Origin of the sequence: Paenibacillus sp. CFBP13512, assembly GCF_005233705.1 — a bacterium.
Taxonomy (GTDB): domain Bacteria; phylum Bacillota; class Bacilli; order Paenibacillales; family Paenibacillaceae; genus Saccharibacillus; species Saccharibacillus nuruki.
The window spans coordinates 400753-415913 of the sequence record NZ_QGAD01000002.1; the positions used below are offsets into that span (position 1 = coordinate 400753).

Below are 15161 nucleotides of genomic sequence, written 5' to 3' on the forward strand. Positions count from 1 at the left end.
ATATATCAAGATTAATCGATAGCAATACCCAAACGCTTCACCAGATCAGTCAAATCTTGCCCTTTCAACGCACCTTCTACTAATGCCGGTAATAGAGCTGGTGTACAAGCAAAGCTAGGCGTACCATCACGAGTGAACTTTTGAGCTAATTGCTTATCATAAAAAGGCTTACCTTCATCAGACAGAGCAAGCAAACATAGTGTTTTGACACCTGCTTCTTTCAATTCACGCATCCGGCGAATTAGACGGGCTTGACTGCCACCTTCATAAAGATCAGAGATCAGAATAAACAGCGTTTTTTTCGGTTCCTCGATAAATTGTTCGCAATAAGCGACTGACTTATCAATATTGGTTCCTCCACCTAGCTGTATCCCGAATAACATATCAACCGGATCGTTGTTACATTGTTCTGTCAGATCCACAACACTCGTATCAAAAGCCACCACTCTTGTATCGAGTGCAGGCATACTCGCAAAAATAGAAGCAGTCACCGACGCCCAAATAATCGAATCTGCCATGGAGCCACTCTGATCAATATCAATAATGACTTTCCATTCGTGACTACGACGTGCACGATCGAAATAATAGAATTTCTCAGGAATGATCTGACGACGTTCTTGATTATAATGTTTGAGATTACGCTGAATCGTGCGCTTCCAGTCAATTCCACTTAACGAAGGCAATGGTGAATGTTGACGACGATTAAGTGCTCCTGTTACAGCACGACGTATATCTTGTTCTAATCGTTTGACCAGATCATCGACAACAGACTGGATCAGTAAGCGCGCGGTTTCTTTTGTTTTTTCAGGAATTTTACCTTTTAACGCCATTAATGTACCCACCAGCGTAATATCCGGCTTTACTTGAGATAATACTTCAGGTTCAAATAAAAGCTGTTTCCATCCTTTACGTTCCATCGCATCATTCTGGATAATAGATACCACATCTTCTGGAAAAAAAGTACGTACATCTCCCAGCCAGCGTGTTAATGTTGGCGAAGAAGGACCTTTACCTGCTCCTTTTCCACCTGTATTACCGCCTCCGGAATTACCTCCCTGACCTGATGTATCATCATAAATAGCTGCCAATGCTTGATCCATAATCTTTTCTTCTTCTGTAAGTGTAATTCCTTCGATTGTACTTGAAGTCTGACGCTCCAATTGTTGCTCGGCATCAGCTCCTAGAATCAATCGCCAACGGGACAATCTTTGATGTTCATTATCAGTAGGATTCATCATCAAAAGTCTTCGAAATCAAAATCATTCAGGTCATCAATCATTTTGGCTTCTTCCTCCTTCAATTCTTCCGTCAGGATTTCAGCAGCTTGTTCGGTATTCACACCCCATAATTCGCCTAACAGTTCAGCAATCATATTTTTCTCAGATGGCGAAAAGGTACTAAATGCACGTCTTAAAAATACAAGAGCACGTACAAAATCATCATCTTCTAATGATTCAATATATTGATGAAGTTGCTCCCATAAGCTTGTACGTGACAATAACATATAGCGATTACGACTGGATAGTCCTTCGAACCAACCTGCTCCCAGATCAGCAGGTACACCTGGCGATAATCGTCTCGATACCTCTGCCGCTAGTTGTGTTGCCGACACCTGATTACGCTCAATCAATAACGAACAAGCGAACCCGGATAATTTGGCATTCAAATCGTCTCGTTCCATCACTTCAGTAAGTTGCTCTATCCATAATTGGTAATCCAGTTGCTCGCTATGATCCAGTCCTATCGTATGCAGTTCGCTAATCGACTTCATCATTTCATGGGCTACTTCATCATTACACTGACAGCTAGTCACCAGAAATAAAGAAGCACGCGTGAATAACTGCTCTAATAATGGGATCAAAGGCATCGTATCTATGCGGCGAAGATCACCATATTGAATAATTTTGGATAAGCTTCTGGCGGCTAATGTAATCTGGATAACATCTTGATTATCGACAGCCAGTCGTTGTAGCGTCTGGCGACCATTTTCTAACTGCGTAACCATGCCACTTTCACAAGCGATTAAGATCAGGTCAGATGCTTCTGCAATCGTCAAACAATGATCTAACTTTTGCTGTAATACATAAGCGGCGGCAATTTCTACCGTTTCACCTAGCAACGTCGATTCTACCACTTGAATCTCCACTTCAGGCGACCACTGAATAATCCAACGTTCTGCCCATGTGGCTTGATCTTGCTGAGTCTGTTGTTGTTGAACAAAATGGATATTTAACAGACGTAAGCGATGAAATAAAAAAGAGCGGTGAAGATCCAAAAAAGCCGACTCTTTCGATTGCACACGCCGATTTTCACGTAAATCTAGCATCAGGTCTTGGGCGATTGTGGTTTTGTATTTGGTTAATTTCAATTGTTGTAATAAGCGATTGAGATCATCTTGAATCGGAGTCTGACTGACCCCTTCAGCAAGCTGTCCAATCGTTGTTCCTACGTTGATCTGAGCTAACGATTCAGCGATCACCGATAGATCACCATGTCCGAGTAAAGTCTGTGCCGCATCCTGTAGATCACGCAACACTGGAATACTTCCTCCATGTAGAGCAGATAAAGATTGTGCCATCCGTACCGCTTCGATCACTTCAGCCGTAGAACGATGGGTACCTGCTTTACGCAATAATCGAGCTACAGAAGATAAATAAAGATGAGGCAATTCATCTAAAGCCTCACGGTTCATCTGTTGCCACATCATTTCATAATAATGAGGAGCATGATTCCCTGCACCATAGCCAGACATCGACGACAATTTATAGTAAGAATAAGGCATCAATGTTAGCTTGGTTGAAGATGAAGGCAGACTTTGTAATTCTTGATCTGTCATGATATCTGATACATGACTAAGTGCGGCAGCATGATAAGCACCGCAGACTACGAGAATGTCTTCTGGTTGATAACCACTTTCAATCGTTTGCTTAATCTGTCGACGCATATACGATTCTCGAATCGCATTATAAGCATGCTCGCTAGCGGAAGAATGTTGTTCTTCTGCTTCTGTTAATTCACGCATCTGCTCTGAAAACTGTAAAATAGCTTGTCGATACGCATGTTCATTTAAATTATGTTCATAATTGCGTTCCCAGTACATATCATAGTCATCTTCACCAGACAATTGCGCAATCCGATCATACAGCGATTCATGCACAGTTTCATGCAAGACTTCTGCTTGAGGCGTGACTTGCTCGGGATCAGGTGTAGGCGATGATTCTGCTCGTTGCTGTTGTTCACGCTTACGCATATCTTGTAAAGCAATCATGACCGATGAAGGTAAATCGATAAATACAGATTGAGCTTTATGATCGGCTGCCCATTTCATCGCCTGATATTCAGGAGAGTATGACGCTAGCGGCCATAATGCAGTACGTACAGGCAATTCTTCGGTAAAAGCTAGAATCGCAATTGGCGGCTTCGTCTGGCGCTGTGTAATATGCCTAATCTCTGAACTGGCATCAGAAGGACCTTCGATCAAAATGATTTTGGGCTTGATTCGATTCAGATCATCAAGCAGATGCTTTGAGCCACCAGGGGAAAGGTGACGCACTCCGAAAATATGCACACCGATACCAAGCTCAAGCTGGCTACTCACTCGTTCATCTCCTTACATGCTTGATATAGACCACGCCACTGTTCTCCCCGCTTTTTCATGACATTATCCAAGTACTCTTTCCAGACAATACGATCTTTATCATCGTCTTTGACAATAGCCCCTTGTAAGCCTGCGGCAAGATCTCCATCGGTTAATTCTCCGTTCCCGAAGCTTGCGGCTAACGCCATACTATTCGTTAATAAAGAGATCGCTTCTGCGGTCGAAATAACACCTGCCGGAGATTTTAATTTATCTTTGCGATCCAATGTCATTCCGCTACGTAATTCACGGAATATCGTCACTACTTTGAGCAATGCTTCATCTGCCGGTACAGCAGCTTGCAGATCATAGGCAAAAGCAATTTCACCTACCCGTTTACGTACGATATCCATTTCATTCTCCAGACTTGATGGAGCTGGTAACACAATAATATTAAACCGTCGCTTGAGTGCCGCAGACATTTCATTAACTCCACGGTCACGTGTATTAGCGGTAGCAATAATTGAGAATCCTTTACGAGCATTCATTTCTTTACCTAATTCCGGTACAGCAATCGTTTTTTCGGACAAAATCGAAATTAACGCATCTTGCACTTCCGAAGCACAGCGTGATATCTCTTCAAAGCGAGCGATACCGCCAAGTTCCATCGCACGCATAATTGGGCTTTGTACCAATGCTTCTGGTGTAGGACCATTAGCCAGTAACATCGCGTAATTCCACGAATAGCGAACATGTTCTTCACTCGTTCCTGCTGTTCCCTGTACAACCAGATTAGAATGCCCATAGATAGCTGCCGCCAAATTTTCAGATAACCAAGACTTCGCTGTTCCGGGTTCACCAATTAATAAAAGGGCACGATCAGTAACCAGTGTTGCAATCGCCATTTCTACCAAGCGACGATTACCAATATATTTAGGTGTAATCGGGACTTTGCCTGCTTGACCACCTGTAATAAACGTCAATACCGATTGCGGTGACATTTGCCAGCCCGCAGGAATTTTGCCACTATCATGTTGACGTAAAGCTTCTAACTCGTGCGCATACAATAATTCTGCCGATTGTCTCATCGTATCTTGTAAAGATTCAGGTGTACTCATTATTTCATCCCTTTCAGTGTGTGGATTACGAACTCTAATTGTTCTGCTGCATATCCTCTGAATTTGGGAATAGTAGCTTCCCGATTTTCCGGTAATAAGGCTTCTAAGCGCTCTATATCTTCAACAGGGAATTCTAAAAGAGAATGAATAATATAAGGTTCAAACATATATGAATTTGAATTACGACGATCATCAATCGCTTGCCACATCAGTTCACGTTTATCTTCTTTGGATATGCCTAGACGTTCTTCAAGAGCACGTAAAATCAGAGTAGCTGTGCGATTGCGAAATTCTGGATTATCCTTCAATTTTTGTCGTAAAAATTCGTCTACCCCTTTAACACCCGGACGAGCCAGACCGGCTACCAGTTCTACATCATCTTGTTTCATTGCAAATTCCAACCAGCGCTTGTCCCATTTTTGTTCGATTTCTGATAATGGTAAAATCTTTTGCGTATACGCATGTTGTTCTTCATGACCTAATGAGAAACTTTCATACCCATTTTCGATTAGCATTGGTCGCATCGTAGCGATCACTTTGCCAAGACGTGCTTTGGCATCTTTATTGATTTTGGCTTTCATTTGAGACACGACTCCACCTACATACTGATCATAGACTTGTTCTGGAGACAAAATCTGGATTGATAAACGGAAAGCTGAGGGCACAAAATTAGCATCTTTTTCAGACACTTCATATAGCAATTCCAAGTCTTCTAGACTTCCTCTGTATTCGATATAACTAGCAGCATCCCATAATAGATTACGCCAATCTGTAATCTGATTCGTCGCACTTAGATTGTACAAATAAGTATAATGTTTTAGCATATCCTGATAACTTTGATGCACCGTTTCATTCGGGCTATGTGTCCACATTTTGCTAAATAATAATAATCGTTCAGCTAATTTTTCAAGTGCTTTGTGATCTATATATTCTTGTTGTTCTGATTGGATGGCTTGCTCGACATCTTTGGCAAAAGCGACAGCTAACTGATCTTCTAAGGCTTGTGATACTTCTTGATAACGAACCGCATCGACAATGTATTCCAAGTCTTTGCCGTTTGAAGCTTCTAACAGACAAGCAATGGCTTGATTCGACGAACTACCCGCCAGTGCATAATAAGCAGATGCACGTACATTTTTCTTTTTATCTTTGGTCCACTGAATCAATTCAGGCACATATTCTTCATGACCTACTAGAAAACGAATCGCTGTCGCACGTATATCCTCTGAAGCCGATCGAGCGAGTTCACTGTATACATCAAGTAGATCCAATTGATGTTCTTCCGCAATGGTATGAATCGCTGTTAGCTTACGTACTTCTTTCTTATCTCCTTGAGGGTCAAAAATATCTCTTAAATAAGGAAGAATAGCCAGTCCATATGCCGGTACAATCTTACGCGTCATCAACTCTGCAATTTCAGAATAAGGATCATATAATCCTTCAATAGCCAGTGGCATTAATCGGGAATCTTGGAAAATGCCTTCTTTGAACGCTTGTTCAATCACTTCAAGACGTCCACCACCTGTAGTCGATAAAGCTTGCACGACAGGCGCTAATTTACGATAAGAATACGAGGTGATGGGTACAATAGAATGTTCCTGTTGCTCCATTCCTAAAGGCTTAAGGTCACCTACTACCGTCGCATTTCCCTGTGTATGCAGGACAGAAGATAATAGTAATGTGAGATTCTGTAGACGTTCTGAGCTACTGCTATCATGGGTCTCATCCAATACATTCTGAATACTATCTCCAAGACGCTTGAAAATCGGTGCTTTTTCCCCTAACTGCTGAAATCGAGGTAATAATTTGCGTAGCCGTATATCTTCGACTGCTAATTCACTACCTGCAATATAGAGCCGTCTTGTTTCTTGATACAATTCTTGTAATAACGCTGTACTCATACGTGTAACCTCCTATTATTCGGATGATTCATTATATTCTGCGTTATCTCCGTTCAATACAACAAACGCATAATTCCATTTCCATTAATAATCGAAAGCGGTTGAGCAATTAATTGCCCTGTATCCATCTGATGTTCAAATACCAACAGTACTGTTACATCTTGCAGCGTTTCCTGTGGCAAATAAGGAAGTAAGCCTGTACTTGTTCCAATAGGCAGTGAGATATCTGTTAGTCCAATCGATTGACCTTCGCTATCCTTCATCACCAATTGACCATCTTCGCTCTGATAAAATTGACTGACTTGAAGTAAAAGTGCTGGATAAGGATCAGCTAATGGATTCTTTAATTGATTTTTGATCAATTTGAGCCCTTCTGCAAAAGAAGTATAGGCTTGGGCATGAATAGATTGCACATCTTGTTCCGTCACAGCCCGCGTCGCTAGACTTTCCCAACGTACACGCGGATTAAGATCACCCGGATATACATACAGTGGCTTCGGACAAGCAATTTCGGTAAACGTATCCTCTTCACGGATATGCTTGGCTGCTTTGTACGGACGATATTGTAATGTACGGCGAATATGGTGAGTACCTAGCTCTAACCAGTATCCCAAATCTATAAATTCCATTCTTCCCGGATCGTCATAACTGGTAAATGCCAACTGAATTAATTCTGCGCCTTCTGTCATGCGCTGATGTTGCTCTAATTCACTTAACTGCCATGCATGCCCTAACCATTCTTCAATCGTCGATTCAGCATCCAAAGCCAGTTCTGGATCTTCAAGCTTGGCCTGTAAATGTGTCCTTCCTTTACGAATCAACGCATGAATTAGCGTTAACTGTTCTACTGCATATGTATAGTTCGCTTCAGGATTATTTTTGGGAGATAACAATCCTGCCAGACGACGCAATTCCACTTGCGCTCCGGTGAGGTAATAATTGCCCATTTGTTTGACATGTTCTTGAATACGCTTGATCACTGTTGCATCGACTGTGCTTAGACCATTACGGATTAAAGACAACGTGAGCTTTTCCAAAATATCAAGTCCCTCTAACTGAGCTTGGACTTTCTTTTTCAGCGCATTTTTGTTGACTGTTTTCTTTTTTGGTACTGCTTTGAGCGTAGGATCAGCTTCTATAGCAGCCGCTTTTTCTTCACGCTTTTCAATTTTGTTTCGTTTGTCTGCGATATCTTCTGGAATGGTAGCTGTTGTAAATGTCTGTCCTGCTACATACGCATACATTAATGCCAATGCATGTTTGCAAGGGAACTGACGACTCGGGCAACTGCATCTCGACGTGGGTTCTTTGTCTGGTTGTATAAAATCTACCGAACATGCATAATTGCTTTTCCCACTACCTGCACACTCACCAAATAATAAGGTGCCATCTTCTGTTTGATGAAGTTGTACTAATTTATTTTTTTGAATTAATCCTTTAGCATTTTTGATTGCTGCTGCATTAGGTGCAAGTCCGTCTACATATCCTTCTGTCAGTTGAATTGCCATATAAATCCTCCTTTAATAGTCAAAACATAAGATGTATGCGTCTCTATATTGTATCTAGTATATCCTGTTAGCAGAATTGTATACTTTATTATAGAACATTTGTTCTTATTTTTAAAGAGGAATAATTATTCAGGACTATCTTCATACATATGATGCTGTAACAGTACGTCTAGTAGTTGTTCACTTGCCTCTTTATCATGATCTTCGTAACATAAGACTACTTCATAACCATAAGCATAATTAAAGCGAACATAGCCTTGAATCGAACGCCAGAATAACAGGCAACTGTAAGGCGTCTCAATCTTCAAATCAGCGGGCAGTTGTAAATCAATCTGATGAGCGATCTGTGTTAACTGCTCTGCACTTGAACTGATTGACAGTAAATCGTTGCCTTCAGTCGGTGGATGAAATGTTAATGAACGATACCGTTGATCCTGATTCCATGATTCATAGTATCGATTCTCCTGCATAATTTGAAAAGAATCGCCGTAAGATATCTTCAACCATTGATCCATCATTTCAATCCAAGAAGCTTTATGATCTAAAAGACGTAGCTCAATCCGTTCAGAATGTCTAGGTATCCATAATAGATCCTTGACTTGAGAATGAAGAGCAAGGAAGTCGCCATCTATTGTTGTAGCAATCACTACACATTCAGCCAACTGTTGATTATGGATAGGACTATCTTTATCATATTCCCATAACTCATATTCTACAAATTCTGTTAACTGTTGCTGGTCTGGAAGTTGTACATTCAGTACTCCACAATAAGTACCCACTCCATATTGCTCTAGAAATTCACGATAAGCTTCTGGCAGTTGTATATGATGAGTATGTTGAAACTGAACCAGTGTCTCGTGATCTACATGCTGTATATGTTCATTCACCAGATACATAAAGTCACCTGCTTTCTGAAGTTATTATAGGTTTATTGTACAGATAAATAACATGAGAATAAACATTTCCAAATTTAAGAATACTTATTTTTGAAAATAACTATAGTATGCATTAGTTTCAGAAAATTTAACCATTATTGTAGAAAATGTCTTACTACAATAGTGATAGTAGATCCTAATATAGCACTTATTGTAAGCTTAAATAAATCCCATCTTACAGCTTTACGATGCTTTTTAATTTCTTGCTTTATATACAAAAATTCGAATTCTAACTGAACTTTTAATTCTTCTTTGTTCTTTAAAATAAATTGATTTAAATTAAGATTATCTATACTAAAATTTGTCATTTCTTCACATGTTTTAATAATAGTTTTTATTTCTACCTCTAGATAATTATTAATTATTTCATTTGCTTTATCGATATCTTCTATTTTCAATCCTACTTTAAATAATTTATTTAATAAAAGTAGTAACTCATTCCCTAAAGCTATAAAACCTCTATCTATACTATTAGTAAGAGCAATTGTACTTTTTATATTATTCTTTGAAATGTATTCACCCAAACTTTTATTAACTTCATTATTTATTCTTGCTGAAACACCAATTAAAGCCTGATCTATCAATTTCTGCATTAGTTTCTCATCTCCAATGTACTTATAATTGAAATCATTAAAAGTGAACTAACTTATAGCTCGGAGCGAAGGATATCTAATCATTCTGAAAGAGCGAAGCGCTCGCCTTTGTAAAAGGATATCAACTGCAAAGCAGTTATCAAAGATATCCTTTTACAACAAGCGACGGTAAGAAAGATTAGATGGACATAGCGAATGACCTTTCTACAATATTCTTTTACGTTATATCAAAAAAGTCCCTCTAACCATTCAGAGGGACTTTACAAGATTCACTTACAAATTAGCATGTAATAAACTCAAAATACTACGCAAGTCAGACACAGGCACTTGTCCGGGAGCAGACGATTTTTGAATGGCACCGAATGTGATCGCCGATCCGAATAGTTCGCCTGTTAAACGGCTAATCATACCTTTGCCTGCCATCGACATGGTGATCATTGGTCGATCGGCATGCTGTTCTTTCATCGTATTGGTCGCATCGAGTAAGGTAATCACATCGCTACTGATTTGAGGCATAACAGCGATTTTGGTGATATCTGCACCTAATTGTTGAGCACGCGATAAGCGAGAGATCAGTTCTTCTTTAGGTGGTGTTTGCTGAAAATCATGATTGGAAATAATCACAAACGTATTATGTTCGTGGGCTGTTGTTATCAATTGCTGAATAGCTGTTTCTTCATTAAAAAGTTCGACATCTATAAGATCGACTTCGCCTGTCGCAGCGATTGCTTGATTTAATTCGACATAGTAGTTGCTACTCAGCTCGCATTGTCCGCCTTCTTTGGCACTACGGAATGTGAAAATAAGCGGAGTCGATGGAAGAATATCACGGATACGTTCCAACGTATATGTCACCTGATCCAATTGCTCTACCTGTTCAAAAAAATCAACACGCCATTCGACCATATCAATATCTGCTAATTTGAGTGTATGCGCTTCTTCTATGATCTGCTCGGTTGTATGCCCTGTTAAAGATACACAAATTTTAGGCTTTCCTTCGCCTATTGTAAGGTGCTTCACTCGTACCGGTTTGAATGTATTTGTATTAGACATCTGATTCGAACTCCTTTGCGATACAAAATAGATTATCGTGTCTGTAACTACATTATATTATAGCCCAATTTAGAGCATGCTGACACAGAACGCCATTGAAATCCAACAGCAACCGATTAGTCTTTATTTATCAGACGAATATGAGTTTCTGGATCACAAATCACAAACAACTTGGCTTCTGCTGGCATAGGCTCAGACAGTTTGCGATTAATAGTCATATCGTTACGATCACTGATTAATGTTGCACCTTCTACTAATAATGCTTGAAAGGCTTCTCCATACGTACGCCAGCCTGGTTCTGTAGGTACATGATAGATATCTTCTCCATATTGACGATTGAGCAATTGAGCCAACACATCGTTATTGCCTTCATTTAATGCCGAGCGTACAGCCAAGCGTGAAATAGCATCATGAGACAATACAAATTCATTCACATGCACATGATGGAAATTTTTAATATGGTTTTCTAACATGATTTCGACGGTGGTATGTACGTGAGAAGCTAACCGTTCCACACTGGAAGCGACCAGTAGTGATTTGCCATCGACTAACGAAGCATCATCAATACGTGAATCTGCAAAAATAATAGCAGAGCGTGCTGTACTGATTTCTGCTTGTAGTAATGTTTCGTCTTTGGTCGGATCACCATTTACATAATGAACTTGTGGATGATCGTATGGATGCTTTTCCAGTTGATCAATAATAACAACATCAATTTCTGGATGACTGGCAAATAGTTCATCTATTGCATAATGTGCTTTTTTGCTCCAATTGATAATAATAATGTGATCTTGTCCTACGTATTTCAATTTACCTGCTCCTCTTCTCCGATTATATTCTCCCATCGAATCTACAATTTTACTAATAATTAAGCTCAGTAGACCAATGCCGAAAATATACAAAAATACTGTAAAGATTTTACCAGCTATACTTTTCATAAAATAATCGCCATACCCTACAGTTGCCATGGTCGTCAGTACCCAGTACAACGCGTTAAACCAGTGGGTAAACGTATCCGGTTCGATCATATACGCTATCGTAGCTGACAATAGTACAAATAATACCGTTGTTGTCGCTAATACTGATTTGCGCATTCTGACCATTTTGCGAGAAAGTCGAAGAAACATATGCATAATCCTTGGGTGTACTCCTTTATTCTATTGACATCGATTGGCTGAAAATAACTTGAATGTTAAATAATTCGACAACTGCGTGTATTTTGCCTTTTTTGTGGATGCATCCGTTATACTACATAGAGAAGATGTCGCGCTTATATTGCCAAGCGCTGGAAAGGATTTATATTTTTATGGATATTTCGCAGTGGTTATCTTATTTGACGGAAGAGAATCTGAAAAGTTGGATGGGTGAATATCGTTCACTGGGTCCGCTTGCTAGTATGTTATTGCCTTTTCTCAAATCCTTTATTCCTCCTTTGCCTACGATTGTGATTTTGGGGGTAAATGCGGCGGTGTATGGATTGTGGGTTGGATTTTTGTATTCATGGATTGGAATTACGGCAGGTTCGCTGACTGCTTTTTGGTTGGTACGTAAGTTGTCTGAACATCGATATTTATCCCGCTTGGTACGTAATCCCAAAGTAGTCAGTACACGGCGTTGGATTCGGAATAATGGATTTAATTATATTTTTTTATTGAGTCTTTTTCCTGTAGGTCCGTTTACGTTATTAAATGTAGCGGCTGGACTGAGCGGGATTCGATTTCGTTCGTTTCTGATTGCAATTATTTTCGGTAGAGGGATTATGGTATTTGCGGTTTCTTTTATTGGTGCAGACTTGTCTCGTTATCGTGAAAATCCGTGGAATCTGTTGTTAGTGTTATTGTTTGTGATTATTTGCTTTGTATGTAGCCGTAGTATTGAGGCTTGGTTTAGTCGCCGCGATTCACTTACTGAACAACCATAGTTGTTTTCTATTGTAAAAAATAACATAAAAGATACGTAGAATCGAGAATTTAAAGGCATGATTGGGTAATGAAAGATATAGAATGATTGAACGAAAGGAACGTGGCTATGGATATTGCACAATTTATGTCTTACCTCCAAGAAGGTGATATTGATCATCTGATGGGTCAATACCGTGCTATCGGTCCGTGGCTTAGTATATTGCTTGCTTTTCTCCTATCTTTTATCCCGCCTTTGCCTACGATGGTTGTGATCGGACTGAATGTAGCGGCTTTTGGGTTATGGTCAGGTATATTGTACTCATGGATCGGTGTGATGAGTGGCGCTATCCTTGTATTCTGGTTAGTGCGTAAACTTTCACATTACAAATATATCGATCGTTTTTCTCATAACAAAGGCGTGCAAAAAAGTATACGTTGGATGAAAAAAAATGGGTTTATGTATATTTTTATGTTTAGTCTATTGCCGGTTGGTCTGTTTACGTTGCTTCATGTAGCGGCTGGACTAAGCGGAATCAAATTCCGTTCTTTTGCGATTGCCGCAGGGTTAGGACGAGGAATAATGATTTTTATCGTCTCGTTTATCGGAGCCGATTGGGCAAGTTATTTCCAACAGCCGTGGAAATTGTTTATTGTCGCCGCATTTGTTATTGTTGGATTTATTTTTATCCGCAAAGTGGAAGCTTGGTTTAGCAAACGGGAAGAATCAGAAGTATTGGATATCGAGCCTGAACCTCAAGCTTGTAAATCATCTTAAATCCAAAAAAAGCGCCTAATCTCAACCTATCGTTGGGAATAGACGCCTTTTTATTTACAATTATGTCGTTCATATCTAATCTATATTCCTGTAGACGATCTATTGGATTTATTTATAGATCAAAACTATCTGAAACCTATAATTTAACTCGTATACCATTCTATATCCCTTCCATTTACCAAGCTGCTATCGTACCATCTGTTCGCCACTCTGTGCCACCGATCAATACACCTGTCTCGGGATCTCGTAAAATAATCTGTCCCCGACCAAATCCACCGACACTGTTAGCACGTACGATATGATGCCCTTTGCGGATCAGACTTTGAGCCAGATGTTCAGGAAAATTCGGTTCAATTTCTATTGTTTTGCCTTCTACCCATTGCCAGCGTGGTGCATCCAGTGCCGCTTGTGGATGCAGATGGAAATCGATCATATTCATGACGACTTGTACATGGCCTTGAGGTTGCATAAATCCACCCATCACGCCAAAAGGACCGATAGGCTGACTGTTTTTGGTCAAAAAGCCCGGAATAATCGTATGATACGTCTTTTTCCCGGGTTCTAAGCGGTTATCATGCGTGGGATCAAGAGAAAAAGAATGTCCTCGATTTTGCAGTCCAATTCCTGTCCCCGGAATCACGATTCCTGAGCCAAAGCCCATATAATTACTTTGGATATAAGACACCATATTGCCTTCTTGATCTGCGGTGGCTAGATATACCGTTCCACTGGTTGTAGGTTTTCCGGCTTCTGGTTGTAACGCCTGTTCACTGATCAATGCACGTCGTTCATCAGCGTAATGATCGGATAATAAATCCTCTAATTTCATCGTCATTTTATCATGTTGTGTAATATATTTGAGTCCATCGCTAAATGCTAACTTCATCGCTTCCATCTGCTTATGGTGCGTATCTACCGTATCCCGACCTGCAAATTCATATCCTTTGAGTACATTAAGAGCGATCAATGCAATCAATCCTTGACCAGACGGCGGAATTTCCCACACATCATAGCCTTTATACTGGACTCCAATCGGATCGACCCATTCAGGATGGTATGCCGCAAGGTCTTCTTTACGTAAAAATCCGCCGTGCTGACGTGAGAATGTATCGATCTGGTCTGCTATTTCGCCACGATAAAAGGATTCTGCGCCTGTCTCGGCAATACTACGTAATGTCTTGGCATGATCTGGGGAACGCCACATTTCACCGATACGCGGTGCTCTTCCTTGCGGAGCAAATGTTGTAAACCAATGTTGGTACTGATCTGCCGTTAATATTTTAGCGAACCGTTCATACGCTAGATTCCAGTAATACCCTAACGTTGGCGATATCGGAAATCCTTGTTCTGCATAATTAATTGCTGGTTGAAGCACTTCAGTTAAAGGTAATTTCCCAAATTTCTGTGAGAGTGCTTGCCATGCCGACGGTGCTCCCGGTACGGTCACTGGAATCCAGCCGTGGGTCGGAATCTTATCATGCCCTGCTTGCTGAACCGCTTCAATAGAGATACTTTGAGGTGCAGGTCCATTAGCATTCAGTCCGTGGAGCTTGCCTTGTGTCCAGATGATAGCAAAAGCATCGCCTCCGATGCCATTAGACGTTGGTTCAACAACAGTCAAACAAGCGGCTGTCGCAATGGCAGCATCAATCGCATTACCCCCTTTTTTCAAAATATCCAATCCCGCTTGCGCTGCTAACGGTTGCGAAGTAGCGACCATACCATTGTGAGCATAGACCGGTTGTCGTTCTGAAGCATAAGGATGAGATAACGGATCAAAAGGAATCATAAGTACCTCCA

At 40.4% G+C, this 15161-nt stretch carries 12 protein-coding genes; 2 read left to right on the forward strand and 10 right to left on the reverse strand.

Annotated elements, in window-relative coordinates; translation table 11 throughout:
• Positions 1–11: 11 nt before the first annotated feature.
• The 9 genes from PaeCFBP13512_RS04010 to PaeCFBP13512_RS04050 form a co-directional block, all read right to left on the reverse strand.
• A complete protein-coding gene (locus PaeCFBP13512_RS04010) occupies positions 12–1238 on the reverse strand; it encodes a VWA domain-containing protein (protein WP_441343314.1) in 1227 nt (408 codons plus the stop codon).
• A complete protein-coding gene (locus PaeCFBP13512_RS04015) occupies positions 1238–3598 on the reverse strand; it encodes a DUF5682 family protein (protein WP_241669263.1) in 2361 nt (786 codons plus the stop codon). The genes PaeCFBP13512_RS04010 and PaeCFBP13512_RS04015 overlap by 1 nt, the downstream gene beginning before the upstream one ends.
• The gene (locus PaeCFBP13512_RS04020; protein WP_193555935.1) at positions 3595–4695 is read right to left on the reverse strand and encodes an AAA family ATPase; all 1101 of its coding nucleotides are present in this window, start codon (positions 4693–4695) and stop codon (positions 3595–3597) included. The genes PaeCFBP13512_RS04015 and PaeCFBP13512_RS04020 overlap by 4 nt, the downstream gene beginning before the upstream one ends.
• Complete coding sequence (locus PaeCFBP13512_RS04025) at positions 4695–6596, reverse strand: HEAT repeat domain-containing protein (protein ID WP_137221315.1); 1902 nt, start codon at positions 6594–6596, stop codon at positions 4695–4697. Before PaeCFBP13512_RS04025 ends, PaeCFBP13512_RS04020 begins: the two co-directional genes overlap by 1 nt.
• A 53-nt stretch (positions 6597–6649) precedes the next feature.
• Positions 6650–8104, reverse strand: coding sequence for an SWIM zinc finger family protein (locus PaeCFBP13512_RS04030; protein ID WP_137221317.1), 1455 nt, complete (start codon positions 8102–8104; stop codon positions 6650–6652).
• Positions 8105–8229: 125 nt separating this feature from the next.
• Positions 8230–9000: an SMI1/KNR4 family protein gene (locus PaeCFBP13512_RS04035; protein WP_137221319.1), complete on the reverse strand. Its 771-nt coding sequence runs from the start codon at positions 8998–9000 to the stop codon at positions 8230–8232.
• Between the two features lie 134 nt (positions 9001–9134).
• Positions 9135–9632: a hypothetical protein gene (locus PaeCFBP13512_RS04040; protein WP_137221321.1), complete on the reverse strand. Its 498-nt coding sequence runs from the start codon at positions 9630–9632 to the stop codon at positions 9135–9137.
• Between the two features lie 273 nt (positions 9633–9905).
• On the reverse strand, positions 9906–10685 hold the full coding sequence (gene aroD, locus PaeCFBP13512_RS04045) for a type I 3-dehydroquinate dehydratase (protein WP_137221323.1): 780 nt from the start codon (positions 10683–10685) through the stop codon (positions 9906–9908).
• Between the two features lie 116 nt (positions 10686–10801).
• Positions 10802–11779, reverse strand: coding sequence for a potassium channel protein (locus PaeCFBP13512_RS04050; protein WP_308640681.1), 978 nt, complete (start codon positions 11777–11779; stop codon positions 10802–10804).
• Positions 11780–11991: 212 nt separating this feature from the next.
• On the opposite strand from PaeCFBP13512_RS04050, the gene PaeCFBP13512_RS04055 reads away from it, so the two are divergent.
• On the forward strand, positions 11992–12606 hold the full coding sequence (locus PaeCFBP13512_RS04055) for a TVP38/TMEM64 family protein (protein ID WP_069326783.1): 615 nt from the start codon (positions 11992–11994) through the stop codon (positions 12604–12606).
• Between the two features lie 86 nt (positions 12607–12692).
• Positions 12693–13361 carry a TVP38/TMEM64 family protein gene (locus tag PaeCFBP13512_RS04060; protein WP_241669264.1) on the forward strand — a complete coding sequence of 223 codons (669 nt, stop codon included), beginning with the start codon at positions 12693–12695 and terminating at the stop codon, positions 13359–13361.
• A gap of 175 nt (positions 13362–13536) precedes the next feature.
• Here PaeCFBP13512_RS04060 and PaeCFBP13512_RS04065 read toward each other — a convergent pair whose 3' ends face one another.
• On the reverse strand, positions 13537–15150 hold the full coding sequence (locus PaeCFBP13512_RS04065) for a gamma-glutamyltransferase family protein (protein ID WP_137221325.1): 1614 nt from the start codon (positions 15148–15150) through the stop codon (positions 13537–13539).
• Between the last annotated feature and the right edge of the window lie 11 nt (positions 15151–15161).